This is a genomic window from Hydrogenophaga pseudoflava, from assembly GCF_031020795.1.
In the GTDB taxonomy this organism is placed as follows: Bacteria; Pseudomonadota; Gammaproteobacteria; order Burkholderiales; family Burkholderiaceae_C; genus Hydrogenophaga; species Hydrogenophaga pseudoflava_A.
This window is the reverse complement of the sequence record NZ_JAVHJP010000002.1, coordinates 584,271-603,188: the sequence shown is the minus strand read 5'-3', so window position 1 is coordinate 603,188 and position 18,918 is coordinate 584,271. Positions and strand designations below refer to the sequence as shown.

Sequence of the window (18,918 nt, the reverse complement as noted above, 5' to 3'; positions counted from 1 at the left end):
CCTGTGGCGCCAGCCGACCGCACCCGGAACAGCCGGGCATGTGGTTTGCCACCTGTCGTGCGCCCTCTGAGGGCAATCCCTCTGTTCCAACGATTCAAGGAGTGTTCCCGTGAAAGCTCAGATCCTCAGATGCGCCGCCCTGGCGCTGGCCCTGGTGTTCAGTGGCACCGCCTTTGCCGACAAGCTGGCCGAAGGCGATCAGGAGTTCCTGGAGCAGGCGGCACAGAACGGCCTGGCCGAACAGTCGGCCAGTCGCCTGGCCCAGACCAAGGCCCGTGACCCGCGGGTGCGCGACTATGCGCAGCGCCTCATCGACGACCACGCAGGCATGGGCGCCGAGCTGCAGGCCCTCGCCGCTTCCAAGGAGTACACACCGCCGAAGGAGCCTTCGATGCTGCAGAAGGGCAAGGAACTGCTCATCGCCAACCTCGGAGACAACGACTTCGACCGGCGCTTCATCAGCCAGATGGGTGTGGAGGCGCATGAAAGCACGATCCGTCTGTTTGAAGAGGCCTCGCGCCAGGCGCGGGACCCGGAGGTGAAGGCCTTCGCCACCAAACACCTGCCGATGCTGCGCGAGCACCTGCGCATCGCACAGGCACTCAAGGGTTCGGTCGACCCGGCGCGCGGCACCGACGACAAGCGCTGAATCCCTCGCGTGGTGACGCCGTCCGCCGCCATTGCGAGACATGACAGTGGTGCTTGAACGGAGCCTTGACTCCGGCGCACAATGCGCTTTTTTTGGGAGGGCCATTGACCGCGACATCCACTCGACAACATGGCCCTGGCGGGGATTCCGACCCGCATGCGGCCTCAGCGCCCCTCAAGAAGGACCGCTGGGGCGGACCGACCCGGCGGTCGGTCCTGTTCTCCAGCCTCGCAATGTTGACCCTGTGGCCCCGCCGCGACCTTTCTGCCACGGGCTTGCCCAGTGCAGACAAGGTGTTGGCCAACTATCTGCACAAGATCATCGGCTACATCGAGTGGCCAGGCATTGCGTTTGCGGACCCGGCCGCGTCGATCGTGGTGGGGGTGATGGGCTCCCAGGACATGTTCGAAGCCCTGAGCCGCGCGGTCTCGGGCCGCCCCGTGCATGGGCGCACGATCGAGGTCCGCCAGCTCGTTGCCAGCGAGGGCGCTTCGACGAACCTGCACCTGCTTCACGTCAGCGCCGCGGCCTGGGCGGTGCGTGCGCACGCCAAGGCGGCTTCCCGCGAGCGGCCACCGGTGCTCACCACCGACGCCCTTGGCGGCGTGGACCAGGGCGCGACCATCGGCTTCACGCTGGCCGAAGAAGGGGTGCGCATTGAAGCATCGCTGCCTGCCGCCGACGTGGCGGGGGTCAAACTCAGTTCGCGCCTGCTCGTGGTCGCCGACCGCGTGGTGGAAAGGCCCAAGTGAGACCGACCTCCTTGCGCGAGCAGCTGGTGCGCGCCGCCATGCAGACGACGGCGGTCGCGATGCTGCTCAGCGCAGCGGCACTGTTCTTCCATGAACTCGGGTCGAACCGCAAGGCCTGGGTCGCCGATCTGCGCACGCAGGCCGCCCTGCTCGCAGAGGCCTCTGTGGCGGCGCTGGAGTTCGATGACGCGAAAGCGGCGCATGCCAATCTGGCCCTGCTGAAATCGCAGCCGCGCATCGAGTGGGCGGCCATGTACGACGCCAACGGCGGGCTGTTCGCGACCTACGGCGGGCCCGGGGCGGTGGTCGATGTGCACCGCGTGGCGATCCACAACGAGCTGGAAACCACTTTTCGCGGCTCGATACTGGAACTCGCTTACCCGATCGAGCGGGACGGCGAGTACCTGGGCACGCTGCACCTGTCGGCCCGGCACGACATCTGGACGCGCATGCTGGTGTTTGCCGGCATCCTGATCGCGCTGGGCAGCCTCAGCCTGGCGGTCGCGTTCTATTTCTTCGGCAGCCTTCAGCGCCGCATTTCCGCACCGCTGGAGAAGATGACCCAGGTGGCGCAGGAGGTGACGTCCAGCCACAACTGGGCGCTGCGGGCGCCCGACACCGATTACCGCGATGTGGCCTTGCTGGTGGCGGCCTTCAACAGCCTGCTGTCCGAGTGCCAGACGCGCACGTCCGAGATCGAAAAGGAGGTGGAGTCGCGGCGGCGTGTCGAACAGGAGCTGCGCAAGGCCGACCATCTGAAGGACGTATTCCTGGCCACCCTCGCCCACGAGCTGCGCAACCCGCTGGCGCCCATGACCAGCGCGGTCGCGCTGCTGCAGATGGACAAGACCCCGGCAGAAACGCGCGCCAAGGCGGTGGTGATCCTGGACCGCCAGCTCAAGCACATGGTGCGTCTCATCAACGACCTGCTCGATGCGTCGCGCGTGGCCACGGGCAAGCTCTCGCTGGACCGCCAGCTGGTGGACATGAACGATCTGGTGGCCACGGCCGTCGAAGGCGTGCAGTCCATGGCGGAAAAGCAGGACGTGGGCATGAACCTGCACCCGGCCGATGAAACGCCTTATGTGCATGGGGACGCCGTCCGGCTGACCCAGGTGTTCTCCAACCTGCTGAACAACGCCTGCCGCTACACCCCGCCGGGCGGACAGGTGGATGTGACCGTGAAGAACGACGGTGCTTCGGTGCTGGTGACGGTGCAGGACACGGGCATCGGCGTGGCGCCAGAGATGCAGACGCGCATCTTCGATCTGTTCGAGCAGGCCGACAAGTCGCTTGAACGCGGCAACGTGGGCCTGGGCGTGGGCCTCACCCTGTCGCGCCAGATCGTGGAACTGCACGAAGGCCTGGTCACCATGACGAGCGACGGGCCCGGCAAGGGGTCGAGCTTCATGGTGCGGCTCCCCCGCCTCCAGGCGCAGGACACCGACCACGTCGGGACCGATGCCGCCGACGAGCGGCCCATCCGGCAACTCCGCATCCTGATCGCGGACGACAACGTCGACCTGGCGGAAGGATTTGCCGAAATCCTGCGCGCCAGGGGTCACCTGGTGCAGGTGGTGCACGACGGGGAAGCGGCGATCCGCTGCGCGGTCGACACCCTGCCCGACATCGCCCTGCTGGACATCGGCATGCCCAAGTGCGATGGCTACGAAGTGGCCCGCCGGCTGCGGCGCTCCCGGACCACCGAGCACATTCACCTGGTGGCCATTTCGGGCTGGGGCCAGGCCAGTGACAAGGAGGCGGCGTCGCTCGCCGGCTTCGACCACCACCTGGTCAAGCCGGTGCAGCCGCGGGAGCTGGAGCGCAGCCTGGTGGAGTCGTTTGAAGAATTTGCGGCATCCAGGCCAGGCGAGCTGCGCTGATCACGCGGCGCCCCCGGGACCGGCCGTCATGAAGCGAGCCAGCGCAGGCGCTGCCAGGGGCGGGTGTCGCACTTGAGGATGTCGCGCATGTAGGTCAGTGCGGCGGCTTTCTTGCCGGCGGTTTCGGCCGCGGTGCAGTCCTCCGGCACGTGCACCCGGAACCCCCGCAGAAAGGCATCGGCGGCCGACAGCTGCACGCAGATGTCGGCCGCCAGACCGGCCATCACCAGGGCGCGCACGCCGATCTGCTCGAGCAGGATCTCCAGCGGCGTGCCGAAGAACGCCGAATGCATGGGCTTGAGCAGGGTCAGGTCGTCGTGGTGCGGCCGCAGCAGGCGAGCGAGGGTCGCGCTGGGGCCCGACCCGCGGCGCAGCTGGTTCACCAGCGTGGGGAAGTCGGAGCGCCAGCGGCCGAAGTTGTCGTTCGCATAGATCACCGGAATGCCCTGCGCACGCGCCGCGCGGGCCATTTCGCGGGTGCTGCGCGCCGCCTCCACCGCGCTCGCCGCGAGCTGCCCGGCCTCCGGGAAATCCAGCGGGTTGATGAAGTCGATCAGCAGCAGCGCGCGCCGATGCTGCGGCAACCCGGGGTCACCCACCGCGCTCCTCCTGCTCTTTCACGGCACCGGAAGATTCCTTGAGCACACTGATGCCGCCGTCGGCCTCCAGGAAGGCGTACTTCAGGTCCTTCAGATCGCAGTCGGCCTGGCGCAGTGCGCACTCCACGTCCATTCTGGGCACGTGGTTCTCCTTCAGCTTGTCCTCGAAGATCCGGCCATCGCGCCCGATGCACACCGGATCGCCTTCGACCAGCGTCTGCAGCGCCCGGCTGCGGGCGGTCAGCATGGCGATCAGCACGTTGATGCCGATCAGGCTCGCCGCGGCCAGCAAGGCCCCGGTGACCGACTCGTCACCGCCGGACAGCCCGGAGGACACGGCCTCGCTGAGCAGCATCACCACGAGCAGATCGAAGGGGGTGAACTGGCCGACCGTGCGCTTGCCGGACACCCGGACCAGCACCAGCAGCACCCCGTAGATGATGGCCACCCTCAGGGGCAGCTCCCACCATGGCACCGAGAGGTCGAACATCGCGGGTTCCTCACGCGGGCCGGACCGGCCGCCTCAGATGGACCCCACGCTGCCGGTCACCGGCAGCACGATGCCGGTGATGTAGCTGGAACATGAAGGCGCGGCCAGGAACACGTAGGCGGGCGACAGTTCTTCGGGCTGCGCCGGCCGCTTCATGTCGGCGTCGCGCCCGAACTCCGCCACCTCTTGCGCCGGGATGTCGGAGGGGTTGAGCGGCGTCCACACCGGCCCGGGTGCGACAGCGTTGACGCGGATGCCGCGCTCGAGCAGGTTGCTGGCCAGCGACTTGGTGAAGGCGTGGATGGCGCCTTTGGTGGAGGCGTAGTCGAGCAGATCGGCGCTGCCGCGCAGACCGGTCACCGAGCCCGTGTTGACGATGCTGGAGCCGCGCTTGAGATGCGGCAGCGCGGCCTGCGTCAGGCGGAAGTAGCCACCCATGTTGATCTCCCAGGTTTCGCACAGGCGCTCGTCGTCGATGTCCATGATCGAGTCGACGTGCTTGTGGTAGCCGGCGTTGTTGACCAGGATGTCCAGTCCGCCCAGGGTCTGCACCGTGCGCTCCACCGCCTGCTTGCACCATTCCCGGTCTCTCACATCGCCGCGCAGCAGCAGGCAGCGTGTGCCCTCTTCCTCCACGTGGCGGCGGGTCTCTTCGGCGTCTTCGTCCGAGGAGTGGTAGATGATGGCCACGTCCGCGCCCTCGCGCGCGAAGATCACCGCGACCGCGCGTCCGATGCCCGAATCGCCGCCGGAGATCAGGGCAATGCGCCCCTTCAGTTTCTGGCTGCCCAGGTAGTCGGGCGCCTTGAAGCGGGGCTGAAGTTCCAGGTCGGCCTCCTGCTCGCCGGGTTCGAGGTGCTGGGCGGGCATGCGTCCGGGCTGTATGCGGTCGCTGGTCTGGACGGGTTCGTCGCCTGTCGATGTGCTGGTGCGTGGTGCCATGTCGTGCTCCTTGCTGAGGAATCCGGGGATTCGATGGACAATCCCCGTGGCACACCGCGTGCCATCCCCGGCGCACCCGGCCGGGCACGTCCCTTGCCATCTGCGGGGGCGTCGAAGCCGCACCGGAGCCCCATGCCCTTGTCCCTCTTTCGTCCGCAGCATTTGCCCATGTTTCCCTCCGTTCTCTCGCGTCTGGCGGCCGCCTCCCTCGCCCTGCCCTCGCTGATCTGCGGCGCGACCGCCCAGGCGGTGCCGCCGTCCGGGCCCACCCAGGAGGTGGTGCGGGCCATCCAGGCGCGGGGCATCGGCGGTCACGGCCCCTTCGTGGTGCTCGACAAGGTCGCTGCGCGGATCTGGGTGTTCGACGAGCAGGCGCGCCCCGTGGACTCCTCGCCGGTGCTGCTGGGCGCCGCCAGGGGGGACGATTCGGTGCCGGGCATCGGCGCCCGTCCCATCGGCGCGATCCGTCCCCACGAACGCACCACGCCGGCCGGCCGGTTCCGGCTGGAACCGGGGCGCAACCACCAGGGAGAGGACATCTTCTGGGTGGACTACGACGCTGCGGTGTCCCTGCACCGGATGCGCCGTTCCAACCCCGTGGAGCGCCGGCCCGAGCGCATGGCGTCGGAGACACCCGACGACAACCGCATCTCCTACGGCTGCATCAACCTGCCGCCGGCGTTCTACGACGCGGTGGTCCGGCCCCTGTTCTCCAGCGGTCGTGGCTGGATCTACGTGCTGCCGGAAACCCGCCCGGTGCAATCGCTTTTCTGAAGCGGGGAGCCGCCACCCCGAAGAGGGGCGGCTTTCTCTGGTCAGGCGGTGCGGCAACGGCCGCTCAGTTGCGGTCCGCCCGCGCGGCGCGCTCGGTGCCCGACATGTTCGTGTCGGTCGACGTGGTGCCCGTGGTGCCTCCGGTGGTGCCGCCTGTTGTGCCGGTGGTGCCACCCGTGGCGCCTGTGGTTCCCGTAGTGCCTGTGGTTCCCGTCGTTCCGGTGGTCCCGGTCGTTCCGGAGGTGCCGGGGGTAGTGGTCGTGGCGCCAGGGGCTGGGTTGCCTGAGCCGGGCACGATGGGCTGCTGGCTCGCGCCGGAGGCGCCGCCTGTTCCCGGCGTGGTGGTCTGGGCGAAGGCCGCGCTCGCGGCCAGTGCCAGGCCGGCCAGGGTGGCCACGGAGACAGAGTGAACGATTGAGGTCATGGGTAGCTCCTTGATAAGAACAACGCCGCCAGGGCCGGACATTCGGCAATGAACAGACGTCGTGAGGAGCGATGGCAAGGCATGTACCCGACCCGGAGTCACACCGCGCAGACCTACAGCGAAGAGACTGCGGCCCCGCGGGGGGGGCCGGCAAGGCCGCGGCCGTTTCCGTCAAAAGTGCCGCAACATTGACCACCGGACCCGCGGGCCACGGCGATGGGTCAGGCCCGACGGGGTCCGCGCCCGCCCCGCTGCCAGGCCGCGATGCGCCCCAGCAGGGTGGCCGGGTCCACCGGCTTGGTGAAGTGCTCGTCGAAGCCCGACACGCGGGCGCGCTGCTTGTCCTCGACTTCGTCGCGCCCGGTCAGCGCCAGGATGAGCATGGACGCACCCTCCCCGGTCTGGCGCAGACGGCTGGCCACCTCGTGCCCGTTCAGGCCGGGCATGCCGATGTCCAGGATCGCCACATCGGGGTGCAGGTGGTCCGCGATGCGCAGCGCCTCTTTGCCGTCGTGCGCCACTTCCACCTCGTGGCCCTCCAGGTTCACCAGCAAGGCGAGTGTGTCGGCGCCGTCCACGTGATCGTCGGAGATCAGCACCCGCAGCGCGCGGCCTTTCGGTGGCGACGGTGGTGGTGGAGCAGGCACTCGGTGCATGGCGGTTCGCGGGTCCGGGACGGGGCGGCCGGGCAATCGGCAGACCTCAACGCAGGGAACGTCGCGGGAATGCAGATTGCTGCGCGGTGGCGTCATCAACTTTCTGGAGATCGCCATGAAACCTCTCTTTCTCGCCGTGGCCATTGCCATCGGGTCTCTTGCAGCCACGGGCTGTGCCGTGAAAAGCGGTCAGAGCACGGTGGGCGAATTCGTGGACGATGCCACCATCACGGCCCGGGTGAAGACGCGCTTTGCCCAGGACGACCAGGTCAGCGCCATGCGCATCGGCGTCGAGACGCTCAACGGCACGGTGCAGCTCACGGGCTTTGCGACCTCGCAGACCGAGAAGGAACGGGCGGCCGCGGTGGCGCGCTCGGTGCCGGATGTGCGCAACGTGCAGAACAACATCGTGGTGCGCCCCGCCAGCTGATCCACCCGCAAGACCCGCATGCCCGCGCCTGGCGGGCGCACCACCGGAGGCGGCCGATGCACATCGGCCGCCTCCGGTGTGTGGGCCGGCAAAAGGTCAGAACCGGTGCACGTAGCCCAGGCTGGTGGTGTTGATGTCGTTGCGCCCGCTGCCCACGAAGTTCAGGTCGTAGCGGTTCCACTCCAGCACCACGGCCGACTGCGGCGTGAAGTTGAAGGACGCACCGAGGCCGTACGAACGCTCCCAGCCGCGGTCCTTGCCGGTGGCCAGCCCCGACAGCGGGCTCGCAGTCACCTTGGTCTCGCCGTAGATCGCGCCGGCCTTGGCGAACAGCGTCAGACCGCCCAGGGGCAGCTGCCCCACCACGCTGAGGTTCAGCCCGTGGGCCCGCGTGCGGCCACCGGCGCGCTCGAAGCGACCGAAGTTCACGTACCCCAGCTCGGCACCCAGGTAGGGGTTGAACATGCCGCCCGTGTAGACGTTGTACGAGGCGTTGCTCTCGGAGCACTCGAACAGGCCGACGCAGGGAACGTCCCAGTCGGGCTTGCCCACGTTGAGGCCGACGTAGCCGTTGGTCGCGTACGGGATCAGCGAAAACGAGCCGGAGGAGCCCGCCGGCATGGTGGAGCTCTGGCTGCTCTGGGCCTGGGCGGAACAGGCGAAGACCAGCGCCAGCGCGGCGACCGAGCAGGTCCTTGAGGCGTGGGTTGTGAGTGTCATGGTGGATTCCTGTGGTTGGGTTGAAGGAACGACTGCGCCGGCGAACGCGCGCAGTGCCTGCCCGGGGCAACCCACGTGCCGCCCCCGGCCACGCCGGGCACGGTGCTTGCCGTCCGGAAAGCCTGCCATCCTGGCTGCCACCGGCCCTCTCCATGAAACACCCTCACCTCCGCTCCGTTTCTCCCACTGTCCTGGTCGTCGGCGACAGCATGCTCGACCGCTACTGGGACGGCTCGGTGGAGCGCATCTCACCCGAAGCGCCGGTGCCTGTGCTGCGCTTCGGCCGCGAGTGGGAACGGGCCGGCGGCGCCGCCAACGTGGCGGCCAACCTGGCGGCGCTCGGCGGGCGCACCACGCTGGCCACCCTGCTCGGCAAGGACGAGGCCGGCGACCGGCTGGCACGCCTGATGCGCGAGGAAGGCATCGACCTGCACGAACTGCAGTGTGCGGACATGCCCACCGTGCAGAAGATCCGGGCGGTCTGCCGGCAGCACCAGATGCTGCGCATCGACATCGAGCAGCAGGCTCCGTCCGATGCGGCGCGCTCGCTGTGCGAGATCGCCTGCGGCCTGCTGCCGCGCCACCCCTGGGTGGTGCTGAGCGACTACGGAAAAGGCGCGCTCACCGGCTGCGAGCGCCTGATCGCCCGGGCACGCGAACACGGCTGCCGGGTGCTGGTGGACCCCAAGGGTCAGAGCTTCGACCGCTACCGGGGCGCCTGGCTGCTCAAGCCCAACGAGAGCGAGGCCGCGGCGGTGGCGGGGCCGTGGAAGGACGAACACGGCTTCCAGCAGGCGATGCACGCGCTGCGGGAGCGGCTGGAGCTGACCCACCTGCTCGTCACACGCGGCGAACGCGGCATGGCGCTGTTCAGCGCCAACGGCCGCATGCTGCAGATCGCCTCGGCGGCTCGCGAGGTGTTCGATGTCAGCGGTGCGGGAGACACCGCGCTGGCAGCGCTGGCCGCCTTCCTGGCGGCCGGCGCCACGCTGGAGAACGCGGTGCGCCAGGCCAACGTGGCGGCGGGCATCGCGGTGGGCAAGGTGGGCACGTCCGTCGTGTCGCTGCAGGACCTGGTGCGGGCCGATGCCGAGGTCGCCACCGCCCCGGTGCCCGAGCGGCAGCGCGCCGCGGTTCAGCTCATGCGGCGGTGACCTCGTCGAACACCGCCAGCCAGTCCCGGACAAAGCGGTCGATGGAGAAACGCTCGCGCGCGGTGCGGCGCCCGGCCTCGCCCCACTCGGCCGCCAGTCCACGGTCGCGCACCAGTCGCTGCATCACGTCCACCAGCCGCTCCAGGCTGGTGTCGATGTAGCCGTTGCGCCCGCTGTCGATCACGGTGACCAGCTCGGTGGTGGCCAGGCCCACCACCGGCAGCCCGGCCAGCATGGCCTCGACCGCCGCCAGACCCAGGCTGGTGTGCCGCACAGGGTGGAAGAAGAACCTGTGCGCCGCCATCAGGGCCGGCAGCCGGTGTTGCGCGATCTCGCCCCGCCCGCCCGCCTGCTCACTGCCCATGCCCACCAGGCACAGCGGCACCTGGGCCGACGCCGCCTGCCAGATGTCCAGGCCCAGCCGGCGACCGCGGCGCGCGATGTGGTTGACCACCACCAGCCCTTCGGGGACGTCCCCCCGCCAGGGCGGTTCGGCCAAGGGCCGCACGCCGTGCTCCACCACCCGGACCGCCAGCGGTCCGTTGTCCCACATCAGCGCGTTGAAGGGCGTGACGTGCACCAGCAGCGCCGCGGGGTCGGTGCACCAGTGGGGGGTGTCGGTGGGGTGCTGCTGCGGCGGGTCGTGCTCCAGCACGATGCGCGGCAGCGCGCGCTGCGCGGGTGAGAGCCAGCGCCGCCGGTCCACCTCCCAGTTGTCGCGCGCCTGGTAGAGCACCACGTCGAACTCCATTTCGGCCAGCCGGTCCAGCGGGGCTTCGTGCACGTTGTCGCCCCAGGGCAGCGTTCCGCTGCGGCCGGTGTGGTGCACCGAGCGGGCCGAGTCCACGACCAGCCAGAAGTCGTGCGGCACCTGGGTGAGGTTGTAGAGGTAGTTGCCGTGCACATGCCAGGTGAGGATGCGCAGCCGGCGGCGCGGGGCGGCACTAGCCGGGGAAGAAGACATGCTGAGGCTCCTTGTAGACACTGGCCAGCGCCGCCTGCGCCACCGGCTCCACCGCCACGGCCTGTGCACACTCGTGGGAGGTGGGGCACTGCCGGTGGCTGCAGGGGCGGCAATCGTGATCGCTCCACAACACCCGGTGGCGTGCCGCGTCCAGCGGTGCCCAGCGCGCGACTTCGCTGCCACAGGCCACCGCCACGCTCGGCGTTCCGAGTGCCGCGGCGATGTGCGCAGGTCCGGTGTCGTTGCCGACCAGCAGCTGCGCTTCGGCCACCAGGCCGCCCATGGTCCAGAGGTCGGTGCGGCCCGCCAGGTCCACCACCGGCCCGGACACGATGCGCTCCGCGATGGCGCGGGTGAGCGCGCGTTCGCTCTCCACCCCGGTGAGCACGATGGCCAGGCCCTGGCAGGCGAGCCGCTCGGCCACCGCCGCGAAACGCTCCGGCGGCCAGCGCCGCGAAGGCCATTGCGAACCCACATGCACGATGGCAAAGCGTCCCTCGAACGGCAGCAGCGCGCGCGCCCGGCGCCGGTCCTCGTCCCGCAGCGGCCAGTCCGTCTGCAGCCCGCGTCGGGGCAGGCCCAGTCGGTCGGTGACCGCCAGCAGTCGTTCGATCTCGTGGCCACCGGCCGGCCAGGGCACGAGGGTTTCGTCGGGACGGGCCGGGCCCTCGGCCCCGGGCAGGTGGAAGCCGGCGGTGTGGCGCGCCCCGAAGCGCTTCACCAGCGCGTGGGTCACGTCGCCCGAGCCGTGCAGCTGGATCGCCAGATCGAGCCGGCGGCGGCGCATGCCGCGAATGAACGCCTCCTGCACCGGCGGGGGTGGAGGCTCCCGTTCCGGCAGCCCGGGCCAGCCGGGGAACACCACGAAGTCGTCGACCCAGGGCAGTCGACCCGCCCAGGCCGCCGCCCAGGGCAGGCCCACCAGGGTGATGTGCGCAGCAGGCCAGCCCTGGCGCAGCGCGCGCAAGGCCGGCGTGGCGCACACCAGGTCACCGAGCATGAGCGCCCGGAAGACGCCGATGCGACGGGGGTAGAGGGCTTGCGCGCGCCCGGCCATCAGAAGAACCACACGCGGAAGCGCCACGCGCCCCGCAAGCGCCAGTAGACCGAGAGGAACGGGATGAGCGCCGAGGTGGCGATCATCTCCAGCACATGCGCGGGGCGGTGGGAGGTGCTGCGCAGCCGCCGCAGCGCGAAGCGCGCCACCAGGGCCAGGGCACCCAGCGCGCAGGCCCCGGCAAGCAGGCCCTGGCCGGCCCAGGACAGGACCGGCACCGCCAGCGTCAGCGCCACCATGGCGTAGTAGTCGAGCGGCGGAATGGTCCTCACCCGGGCGCGGTAGAGCCGGGGGTGCTTGCGGAACAGCAGCGCATCGAAGAACACGTTCTTCTGCTGCGCCAGGGACACGCCCCAGCGCTCAGGCCGCACCGGGTGCACCACGAGCGCCGCGTGGCAGTAGCCCACCGGTCCGTGCAGGGCTTCGAGGCGGAACTGCAGGTCGGTGTCCTCGCGCCAGGCGCGCTGGAAGCGCTCGTCGAAGCCGCCCAGCCGCCGCAGGCCCGAGCGCCGCACGAAGGCGTTGGCCGTCACGAACTCCGCCTTCTCCAGACCGCGCGTCATGCGCTCGTGGTCGGTGGGGGCGCCCGAGGGGCATCTGGGGACGAACACGCGCCCCGCCATGGCCATCCAGCCGCGCCGGCCCATCTCGCGCTCGCCCATCTCAAGCCAGACGGCCGAGGGCACGGTGTCGTCGTCGGTGAACGCCACCAACTCGGCCCGCGCCGCGCGCCAGCCGCAGTTGCGCGCCACCGCCGGCCCGCGGCCGTGCGGCGGACGCAGGTAGCGCAGGAAGCCGCGTGCATGGCGGGCGGCCAGGGCCTCGACTCGGCTGCGCGTGCGGTCGCAATGCCCGTCGTCCACCACCAGGATCTCGAAGGCGTGCGCGCCGATGCTCTGGGCCAGCAGCGCCTGCAGGCAGCGTTCGAGCAGGTCGGGACGGCGGTAGGTCGGCACCACCACCGAGATGCGCGGGGGCGGCGCCAGCACCGCGGTCTGCGAAGGTGTCACACGCACGGCGTGGGCACCTCCTCCAGGATCACCCCCGCCACCTGGTCCCACGAAGACACATGCGCATGGGGCTTGCGCAGGGGCGCCGAGCGCCAGACCGTTTCACCGCCGGAGTCGTAGAGGATGCTGCGGCAGCCCGCCCGCCGTCCGGCCTCCACATCGTCCAGCGTGTCGCCCACCATCCACGAGCGGCTCAGGTCGAGCCGGTGCGCCTGGGCCGCGCGGTGCAGCAGGCCGGGCATGGGCTTGCGGCAGCTGCAGGTGGGCTCGCCTTCCGGGCCGGGCCCGTGCGGGCAGAAATAAAGGCCGGCCAGCGGCACCCCGGCCGCCTGGAGGCGGCGTTGCAGCGCGCGGCCCAGGGCCTTGAACTCATTGAGGGTGAACAGGCCCCGGGCCAGGCCGCTCTGGTTGGTGATGATGGCGATCGCGTATCCGGCCGCCACCAGCGCCGACAGGGCCTCCAGGGCCCGGGGCTCGAACTGCAGCAGGGCCGGGTCCACGTTGTAGGGCACGTTCTTCACCAGGGTGCCGTCCTTGTCGACGAACACCGCCGCGCGCGGCGCGTGGCTCATGGCGCCTCCGCCTGCATCTGGCGGGACGAGGGACGCTGCTGCACACCCTCGCGCCGTGGCGGCACGGCATAACGCACCCGCGCGTAGACCTCGGCGAGCTGCCGGGCCACCTGCGCCCAGGTGAAGGCCGACTGCACCCGCGCGATGCCCGCCTGGCCGAGCTCGCGCGCCAGCTGCGGTTGCTTCTGCAGCAGCATCAGGCGCTCGGCCACGGCCGCCGGGTCCCTGGGCGGCACCAGAAAGCCGGTGATGCCGTCCTGCACCGTGTAGCGCACGCCGCCCACGTCGCTGCCGATCACCGGGGTGCCGCAGGCCATGGCCTCCAGCGGCGTGATGCCGAAGGGCTCGTACCAGGGCGTGGTCACGAACACGTCGGCGGCCACGTACCAGTCGCGCAGGGCGTCGCGGCCGCGCCGTCCGACGAAGCTCACGCGGTGCGCGGCCCCCGCGGCCGTGGCCAGCGCCTGCAGCCGTCCGATCTCGGGGGTGAGCGCCGGGTCCGGCCGGTCCGAGGCACCGCCCACCACCACCAGGCGCGCCGGCACGTCGGCCGGCAGCAGCGCCATGGCCTCGATCACGTTGTCGATGCCTTTGCGCGGCACCAGCCGCCCCAGCTGCAGCACGATGAATTCATCGGTTTTCAGGCCCAGCCGGCGGCGCGCCTCCAGCCGGTCGCCGGGCCGGAACTGCTGCGTGTCGACCCCGCAGGGCACCAGGCTGATGCGCCCGGGAGAGGCCGCGTAGAGCTGCTCCAGGTCCTGGCGGTCCTGCGGGCATTCGGCGATGAGCCGGTCCGAGGCGGCCACCAGCTCGCGTTCGATGGCGATGCGCTGGGGCGGAAACCCGTCGGCCGCCCCCTGGTGCAGGCGGCGCACCAGGCCCAGGGCATGGAAGGTGGTGACCAGCGGCGCCCGCAGGCGCGGCCTGAGCTTCAGCCCGACCCAGCCCGACATGAAGAAGTTGGCGTGGATGACGTCGTAGGCGGGCTGCGCCCGCAGCATGCGCCACGCGTGGGCGGCGAAGTCGGGCATGTGGTCCTGCAGCTGCTCTTTGGGCACCGGCTCGGGCGGCCCCGCGTTCACGTGAATGACGCGGGCGCCCCGGGCAAACGGCACCACCTCGGAGAGCGCGGGGTCGTCGCGCCGGGTCAGCACGTCGACATGGTGGCCCTCCAGCGCCAGCTGGCGGGCCACATGGTCGACATAGATGTTCTGGCCGCCGGCGTCGGTGCCGCCGGCATAGGCCAGGGGTGAAGCGTGCTCGCTGATCATCAGGATGCGCATGGGAGGGTGGTTCATGTCGGTGGCCTTTGGTTGGAACTGACCCGAACCGGCAAACGGCGTGCCGTTGCTGCCGCCGAGCGGGCACCAGCAAGATTTGCGGCAGACCCTACACAGGCGGCCTGGGCCGGGCCACCAGCGTTTCCAGGGTGGCCACCAGCTCGTCGGGTGCGACCGGCTTGCTCATGTGCACCTGGAAGCCCGCCATGAGGGCACGCACCCGGTACTCGGGCCGTGTGGCGCCCGTCAGGGCCACGGCGTACATGCGCTGGGACAGCGGCACACCGCGCTGGACCTCGATCTGGCGGATGCGCCGCACCACGGTGAACCCGTCCTCCTCATCGCCCAGCACCGCGTCGCAGACCAGCACGCGGGGCCATTGGGTCAGCGGCTGGGCCTCGATCCACTGCAGCGCATCCGTGCCGTTGGCGAAGGCCACCGGCTGCGCACCCTCGGTCCGCATCACTTGCTGCAGCGCCTCGCGGGCCACCGGGCTGTCGTCCACGACCACCACGTTCAGCCCGCTCAGGCGCTGCGCGCCGCTGGCGGGCTCGGCGGCGGCCTTCTGCACGGCGGGCGACGCCGGGGCGTCCACCGCGTGCAGGGGCAGGTCGATGATGGAGCGCATGCCCTGCGTGGCGGTGGCCGGCTCCAGGGTGAACTGGCCGCCCTGGCGCTCGATCGCCGAGCGCAGCACCAGCGGGTCCATCGCCGACGTGTCGGGCGATGGACCCGCTGGTGCGGGCGAGGATGCGAGCGGGTCGGCGCCGGCAGCGTGGCGGCCGTCGGCCACCGTCAGGCGCACGCGGCCGTCCAGGCGTTCGAGCCGCAGTTCCATGCGCCCGCCCGGCGGCGTCGCATCCACGGCATGTGAACACACGTCCCAGAGCACCTGGGACAGCGCCCCGGGGTCGCCGGTCACGCGCGCGTTCTCCAGATCGATCACGGTGTAGAGCTGGGTGGCCCGCGCGTCCAGGCGCGGCCGCAGTCCGTCGATCACGTCGGCCAGCACCACGGCCAGGTTCAGGGACTGGCGCGCCAGCCGCCGCTCCAGGCGGTCGAACGCCTGCTTCTGGCGCTGCAGGTCCCACAGCTGGCTGTAGAGACCGCCCTGCTCCATCAGCCGGTCGTGGCGCCCCTGCTCCACGATGCGGCCGCGGTCGAGCACCAGGATGAGGTCGGCGTCCACGATGGTGGACAGGCGGTGCGCGATGACCAGGGTGGTGCGGCCCTGCGAGATGCGGTCGAGCTGGCCCTGGATCGCCCGCTCGGAGCGCGTGTCCAGCGCCGAGGTGGCCTCGTCCAGGATCATGATGGGCGCGTTCTTGAGGAAGGCCCGCGCAATCGCGATGCGCTGCTTCTCGCCGCCCGAGAGCTTCATGCCGCGCTCGCCCACCACCGTGTCGTACTGCTGGGGCAGCGCGCCGATGAACTCGTCCACCTGGGCCGCGCGTGCCGCCTCGATCACCTCGGCCACGCTGGCGCCCTGGCGGCCGTAGCCGATGTTGTAGGCGATGGTTTCGTTGAACAGCGTGCTGTCCTGCGGCACCACGCCGATGGCCGTGCGCAGGCTCGCCAGGGTCACGCCGGCGATGTCGGTGCCGTCCACCAGCACCCGGCCGCGCTGCGGGTCGTAGGTGCGCAGCAGCAGCCGCGCCAGGGTGGACTTGCCCGAGCCGCTGCCGCCCACCACGGCCACCGTCTGCCCCGGCTCGATGCGGAAGTCCACATCCCACAGCACCTGGCGGCCCGGCTCGTAGGAGAAGTCCACGTGCTCGAAGACGACCTCGCCGCGCTGGACCACCAGGGGCTGCGCCCGGGCGCTGTCCACGATCTCGGGCGCGGTCTCCAGCATGCCCCACAGCCGCTCGGCGTTGGTCAGGGCGTCGCGCGCCTCGCGGTACAGCTGGCCGAGGGCGTTGAGCGGCAGGCAGACCTGCAGCACATAGGCGTTCACCAGCACCAGGTCGCCCACGGTCAGCAGGCCCCGCATGGTGCCCTGCCCCGCGAGCAGCATGATGGCGCCCAGCCCCACCGCGATGATCGCGCCCTGCCCCAGGTGCAGGGCCGACAGCGCGGTCTGGTTGTCCACGCTGCGCTCCACCCAGGCCCCCCGCGCCGCGGCGTACCGCGCGGCCTCGTGGCTGGCGCGGGCATGGGTGCGCACCGACTCCTGGTTCACCAGGCTGTCCAGCAGCAGGCCGTTGGCACGGGAGTCCAGCGCGTTGACGCGCCGCTGCATGCGCACGCGGCGACCCGTCATCAGGGCGGTGTAGACGGCGTAGGCCAGGAAGGTCACCAGCAGGATCAGCACGAACCCGCCACCGTAGGCGGTGGCCATGATGGCGATCACCGCACCGATCTCCACCAGGGTGGGCAGCAGGGTGAACAGCAGCGCGCTGAGCAGGAAGCCCAGCGCGGCGGCGCCGCGGTCGACATCCCGCACCAGCGACCCCATCGGGTGCTGCACATGGAAGCGCGGTCCCATGGCGTGCAGGTGCTCCAGGGCGCGCTGCGCGAAACCGGCCACGGTGACCAGCGTGACGCGTGCAAAGCAGAGGTCGCGCAACTCGGTGAACACCGTGGCCGAGAAGCGCAGCGCCGCATAACCGATCAGCAGGAACACCGGCAGCACGACCAGCTGCGCGCCTTCCGGGAACGTGGCCGACTGGCCCGGCGCCACCACCGTGGACAAGGCGCCCGGGGCGCTGAAACGGTCGATGATTTCCTTGAGCACCAGGGGCACGCACACGCTGGCCACCTTGGCCAGCACCAGCAACAGCACGGCCAGCAGCGTGCGCCGGCGGTGCCGCCAGGCCGCGCTGCCGAGCGCCCGCAGGATGCCCCGGAACGGGCGCCGTGTGGTGTCCGGTGAAGAGGATGGCGGAGACGGTGGCGCGGGCGCCCCGTCCGCCGGAAACTCATGCGAAGCGGATGTCATGGGCGGCAAAGCTCCCCGCGATGGCCCGGTTGAGTTCGCTCTTCAGCTGGTCGCGCGCAATGCGGGCCGGCTCGTACCACACCGCCAGCTCGAACTGGCGGGCGGCGGCGCCGATGGCCAGCCACAGCACATGCGGTGCGGGCGTGTCCATCACGCCGGGCAGGTCGCGCGCGATCCGCGCCAGCAGGCGCTCGACCTCGGCGACATCGGTCTCTGGCGCCAGCGAGGCCGACACCCGCAGGCGCACCGGTGCCTCCAGATAGGCCAGGTTGACCACGTTGTCCAGGATGAAACGCTGGTTGGGGATCAGGATGGCGACGTTGTCCGAGGTGACCACCGTCGTGCGCCGGGCGCTGATCTCGTGCACCACCCCTTCCACGCTGGCCACCTCCACCCGGTCGCCGACCTTGATGGGCCGCTCCAGCATGATGATGAGCCCGCTGATGAAGTTGCTGACGATGTTCTGCAGGCCGAAGCCCACGCCCACGCCCACCGCCCCGGCCACCATGCCGAGCGCGCCGAGCTGGATGCCCAGGTTCTGCAGGATCAGCACCGCACCCAGACCGAGCACGAGGTAGCGCGCCATGGAGGCCAGCGCATAGCGCGTGCCCGGTTCGAGGTGCAGATGCACCAGCAGCCGGTCGGCCAGCCAGCGTCGCACCGCGCTCCCCGCCCACAGCAGCACCGTGCCCAGCAGCAGCAGCCGGACCAGCGCCCCCAGCGTGATCTCGGTCTCTCCCAGCCGGAAAAGCTCCCAGTTCAGCAGCAGCAGCCGCTCCTGCAACCAGCCCAACGCGTCGCTCATGTCCATCGCCCGGTGCAGCAACCGGTGTGCCCGGCCGAAGCAGGCGAACCGGGCACGCGCCTTGCCGGAGCCGGCGCATGAACGATCTGACCCAACAACGCATCCTGGTCACCGGCGCCGGCAGCGGCCTGGGGGCGGCCATCGCCGCCCGTCTGGTCAAGGCCGGCGCCCGTGTGGCCCTGCTCGACATCCGCGCCGACAGCGCCGAACGCGTGGCCCTGGCCACCGACCCCGGCGGCGGCGCCACGCTCGCGCTGGGCTGTGACGTGGGCCAGGCGCCCCAGGTGCAACAGAGCCTGGACGCCGTGCTCGACCGCTGGGGCGGGCTGGACGTGCTGGTCAACAACGCCGGCACGGACGTCACCGCCTCCATCGACGAAGTCGACAGCGCGGTGTGGAGGAAGGTGATCGACACCAACCTGGTCGGCCCCTTCCTGCTGACCAAGGCGGCGCTGCCCATGCTGCGGGCGTCCGACGGAGGGCGCGGCGGTCACATCGTGAATGTGGCCTCCACCGCTTCACTGCGCGCCTGGCCCAACGCCAGCGCCTACCACGCCAGCAAGTGGGGCCTGCTGGGCATGGGCAAGGCGCTGCACGCCGAACTGCGGCCCCAGGGCGTGCGCGTGACCACGCTGATCGTGGGCGGCATGCGCACGCCCTTCCTGCTCGACCGCTTCCCCGACATCGACACCCGCACCCTGCAGGACCCGGCCAATGTGGCCGAGGCCGTGGGCTTCGTGCTGGCCATGCCGCGCGGCACCGTGATCGCCGAGATCATGGTGCTGCCGGACGCCGAGACCTCCTGGCCCTGACCCC

General features: G+C 70.7%; 20 protein-coding genes. 7 read left to right on the top strand and 13 right to left on the bottom strand.

Annotated features, from left to right (window positions below; all coding sequences use genetic code 11):
• Window positions 1–109 precede the first annotated feature (109 nt).
• The 3 genes from RCO38_RS08625 to RCO38_RS08615 all read left to right on the top strand — a co-directional run bounded on the left by RCO38_RS08625 (window position 110) and on the right by RCO38_RS08615 (window position 3,284).
• Window positions 110–649 (top strand): DUF4142 domain-containing protein, encoded by a 540-nt coding sequence (locus RCO38_RS08625; protein ID WP_308327885.1) that lies wholly within the window; start codon window positions 110–112, stop codon window positions 647–649.
• Between the two features lie 233 nt (window positions 650–882).
• The gene (locus RCO38_RS08620) at window positions 883–1,401 is read left to right on the top strand and encodes a YfiR family protein (RefSeq protein ID WP_308327884.1); all 519 of its coding nucleotides are present in this window, start codon (window positions 883–885) and stop codon (window positions 1,399–1,401) included.
• The gene (locus tag RCO38_RS08615) at window positions 1,398–3,284 is read left to right on the top strand and encodes a hybrid sensor histidine kinase/response regulator (protein WP_308327883.1); all 1,887 of its coding nucleotides are present in this window, start codon (window positions 1,398–1,400) and stop codon (window positions 3,282–3,284) included. The genes RCO38_RS08620 and RCO38_RS08615 overlap by 4 nt, the downstream gene beginning before the upstream one ends.
• 26 nt (window positions 3,285–3,310) lie before the next feature.
• On the opposite strand, the gene RCO38_RS08610 is transcribed toward RCO38_RS08615, so the two are convergent.
• The 3 genes from RCO38_RS08610 to RCO38_RS08600 are packed head-to-tail and all read right to left on the bottom strand — an operon-like array spanning window position 3,311 to window position 5,315.
• On the bottom strand, window positions 3,311–3,883 hold the full coding sequence (locus tag RCO38_RS08610) for a cysteine hydrolase family protein (protein WP_308327882.1): 573 nt from the start codon (window positions 3,881–3,883) through the stop codon (window positions 3,311–3,313).
• Window positions 3,876–4,373: a DUF421 domain-containing protein gene (locus RCO38_RS08605; RefSeq protein ID WP_308327881.1), complete on the bottom strand. Its 498-nt coding sequence runs from the start codon at window positions 4,371–4,373 to the stop codon at window positions 3,876–3,878. The genes RCO38_RS08610 and RCO38_RS08605 overlap by 8 nt, the downstream gene beginning before the upstream one ends.
• Before the next feature lie 33 nt (window positions 4,374–4,406).
• Window positions 4,407–5,315 carry an SDR family oxidoreductase gene (locus tag RCO38_RS08600; protein ID WP_308327880.1) on the bottom strand — a complete coding sequence of 303 codons (909 nt, stop codon included), beginning with the start codon at window positions 5,313–5,315 and terminating at the stop codon, window positions 4,407–4,409.
• Window positions 5,316–5,483: 168 nt separating this feature from the next.
• On the opposite strand from RCO38_RS08600, the gene RCO38_RS08595 reads away from it, so the two are divergent.
• On the top strand, window positions 5,484–6,089 hold the full coding sequence (locus RCO38_RS08595; protein WP_308327879.1) for a L,D-transpeptidase: 606 nt from the start codon (window positions 5,484–5,486) through the stop codon (window positions 6,087–6,089).
• Window positions 6,090–6,153: 64 nt separating this feature from the next.
• Here RCO38_RS08595 and RCO38_RS08590 read toward each other — a convergent pair whose 3' ends face one another.
• Both RCO38_RS08590 and RCO38_RS08585 read right to left on the bottom strand, forming a co-directional pair.
• Entirely contained in the window at window positions 6,154–6,513 is a 360-nt protein-coding gene (locus RCO38_RS08590; protein ID WP_308327878.1) for a hypothetical protein, read from the bottom strand.
• A 221-nt stretch (window positions 6,514–6,734) separates the two neighbouring features.
• Window positions 6,735–7,169, bottom strand: coding sequence for a response regulator (locus tag RCO38_RS08585; protein WP_308327877.1), 435 nt, complete (start codon window positions 7,167–7,169; stop codon window positions 6,735–6,737).
• Between the two features lie 115 nt (window positions 7,170–7,284).
• Between RCO38_RS08585 and RCO38_RS08580 the strand changes: the two genes are divergently transcribed.
• Window positions 7,285–7,599 carry a BON domain-containing protein gene (locus RCO38_RS08580; protein WP_308327876.1) on the top strand — a complete coding sequence of 105 codons (315 nt, stop codon included), beginning with the start codon at window positions 7,285–7,287 and terminating at the stop codon, window positions 7,597–7,599.
• Between the two features lie 96 nt (window positions 7,600–7,695).
• Here RCO38_RS08580 and RCO38_RS08575 read toward each other — a convergent pair whose 3' ends face one another.
• Window positions 7,696–8,319: an outer membrane beta-barrel protein gene (locus RCO38_RS08575; RefSeq protein ID WP_308327875.1), complete on the bottom strand. Its 624-nt coding sequence runs from the start codon at window positions 8,317–8,319 to the stop codon at window positions 7,696–7,698.
• A 152-nt stretch (window positions 8,320–8,471) separates the two neighbouring features.
• Between RCO38_RS08575 and rfaE1 the strand changes: the two genes are divergently transcribed.
• Complete coding sequence (gene rfaE1, locus RCO38_RS08570) at window positions 8,472–9,473, top strand: D-glycero-beta-D-manno-heptose-7-phosphate kinase (RefSeq protein ID WP_308327874.1); 1,002 nt, start codon at window positions 8,472–8,474, stop codon at window positions 9,471–9,473.
• Here rfaE1 and RCO38_RS08565 read toward each other — a convergent pair.
• The 7 genes from RCO38_RS08565 to RCO38_RS08535 form a co-directional block, all read right to left on the bottom strand.
• Window positions 9,460–10,437: a glycosyltransferase family 4 protein gene (locus RCO38_RS08565; RefSeq protein ID WP_308327873.1), complete on the bottom strand. Its 978-nt coding sequence runs from the start codon at window positions 10,435–10,437 to the stop codon at window positions 9,460–9,462. The genes rfaE1 and RCO38_RS08565 overlap by 14 nt on opposite strands.
• A complete protein-coding gene (locus RCO38_RS08560; RefSeq protein WP_308327872.1) occupies window positions 10,418–11,494 on the bottom strand; it encodes a glycosyltransferase family 9 protein in 1,077 nt (358 codons plus the stop codon). Before RCO38_RS08560 ends, RCO38_RS08565 begins: the two co-directional genes overlap by 20 nt.
• Complete coding sequence (locus tag RCO38_RS08555) at window positions 11,494–12,510, bottom strand: glycosyltransferase family 2 protein (protein ID WP_308327871.1); 1,017 nt, start codon at window positions 12,508–12,510, stop codon at window positions 11,494–11,496. Before RCO38_RS08555 ends, RCO38_RS08560 begins: the two co-directional genes overlap by 1 nt.
• Window positions 12,501–13,076, bottom strand: a complete 576-nt coding sequence (locus RCO38_RS08550) for a D-glycero-alpha-D-manno-heptose-1,7-bisphosphate 7-phosphatase (RefSeq protein WP_308327870.1) — start codon at window positions 13,074–13,076, stop codon at window positions 12,501–12,503. The genes RCO38_RS08555 and RCO38_RS08550 overlap by 10 nt, the downstream gene beginning before the upstream one ends.
• Window positions 13,073–14,359 carry a glycosyltransferase family 4 protein gene (locus RCO38_RS08545; RefSeq protein WP_308328075.1) on the bottom strand — a complete coding sequence of 429 codons (1,287 nt, stop codon included), beginning with the start codon at window positions 14,357–14,359 and terminating at the stop codon, window positions 13,073–13,075. Before RCO38_RS08545 ends, RCO38_RS08550 begins: the two co-directional genes overlap by 4 nt.
• Before the next feature lie 106 nt (window positions 14,360–14,465).
• Window positions 14,466–17,297: an ATP-binding cassette domain-containing protein gene (locus RCO38_RS08540; protein ID WP_308327869.1), complete on the bottom strand. Its 2,832-nt coding sequence runs from the start codon at window positions 17,295–17,297 to the stop codon at window positions 14,466–14,468.
• Window positions 17,278–18,102, bottom strand: a complete 825-nt coding sequence (locus tag RCO38_RS08535) for a mechanosensitive ion channel family protein (RefSeq protein WP_308327868.1) — start codon at window positions 18,100–18,102, stop codon at window positions 17,278–17,280. The genes RCO38_RS08540 and RCO38_RS08535 overlap by 20 nt, the downstream gene beginning before the upstream one ends.
• A gap of 77 nt (window positions 18,103–18,179) precedes the next feature.
• Here RCO38_RS08535 and RCO38_RS08530 point away from each other — a divergent pair, with 77 nt between their 5' ends.
• Complete coding sequence (locus RCO38_RS08530; protein ID WP_308327867.1) at window positions 18,180–18,914, top strand: SDR family oxidoreductase; 735 nt, start codon at window positions 18,180–18,182, stop codon at window positions 18,912–18,914.
• Window positions 18,915–18,918 lie beyond the last annotated feature (4 nt).

What these genes read in the sequence shown, in the direction of transcription:
- RCO38_RS08620 (WP_308327884.1), top strand. Translation starts at nt 883, where the DNA reads ATGTTGACCCTGTGGCCCCGCCGCGACCTTTCTGCCACGGGCTTGCCC.
- RCO38_RS08605 (WP_308327881.1), bottom strand. Translation starts at nt 4,373, where the DNA reads ATGTTCGACCTCTCGGTGCCATGGTGGGAGCTGCCCCTGAGGGTGGCC.
- RCO38_RS08600 (WP_308327880.1), bottom strand. Translation starts at nt 5,315, where the DNA reads ATGGCACCACGCACCAGCACATCGACAGGCGACGAACCCGTCCAGACC.
- RCO38_RS08595 (WP_308327879.1), top strand. Translation starts at nt 5,484, where the DNA reads ATGTTTCCCTCCGTTCTCTCGCGTCTGGCGGCCGCCTCCCTCGCCCTG.
- RCO38_RS08590 (WP_308327878.1), bottom strand. Translation starts at nt 6,513, where the DNA reads ATGACCTCAATCGTTCACTCTGTCTCCGTGGCCACCCTGGCCGGCCTG.
- RCO38_RS08585 (WP_308327877.1), bottom strand. Translation starts at nt 7,169, where the DNA reads ATGCACCGAGTGCCTGCTCCACCACCACCGTCGCCACCGAAAGGCCGC.
- RCO38_RS08580 (WP_308327876.1), top strand. Translation starts at nt 7,285, where the DNA reads ATGAAACCTCTCTTTCTCGCCGTGGCCATTGCCATCGGGTCTCTTGCA.
- RCO38_RS08575 (WP_308327875.1), bottom strand. Translation starts at nt 8,319, where the DNA reads ATGACACTCACAACCCACGCCTCAAGGACCTGCTCGGTCGCCGCGCTG.
- rfaE1 (WP_308327874.1), top strand. Translation starts at nt 8,472, where the DNA reads ATGAAACACCCTCACCTCCGCTCCGTTTCTCCCACTGTCCTGGTCGTC.
- RCO38_RS08565 (WP_308327873.1), bottom strand. Translation starts at nt 10,437, where the DNA reads ATGTCTTCTTCCCCGGCTAGTGCCGCCCCGCGCCGCCGGCTGCGCATC.
- RCO38_RS08560 (WP_308327872.1), bottom strand. Translation starts at nt 11,494, where the DNA reads ATGGCCGGGCGCGCGCAAGCCCTCTACCCCCGTCGCATCGGCGTCTTC.
- RCO38_RS08550 (WP_308327870.1), bottom strand. Translation starts at nt 13,076, where the DNA reads ATGAGCCACGCGCCGCGCGCGGCGGTGTTCGTCGACAAGGACGGCACC.
- RCO38_RS08545 (WP_308328075.1), bottom strand. Translation starts at nt 14,359, where the DNA reads ATGCGCATCCTGATGATCAGCGAGCACGCTTCACCCCTGGCCTATGCC.
- RCO38_RS08540 (WP_308327869.1), bottom strand. Translation starts at nt 17,297, where the DNA reads ATGACATCCGCTTCGCATGAGTTTCCGGCGGACGGGGCGCCCGCGCCA.
- RCO38_RS08535 (WP_308327868.1), bottom strand. Translation starts at nt 18,102, where the DNA reads ATGAGCGACGCGTTGGGCTGGTTGCAGGAGCGGCTGCTGCTGCTGAAC.
- RCO38_RS08530 (WP_308327867.1), top strand. Translation starts at nt 18,180, where the DNA reads ATGAACGATCTGACCCAACAACGCATCCTGGTCACCGGCGCCGGCAGC.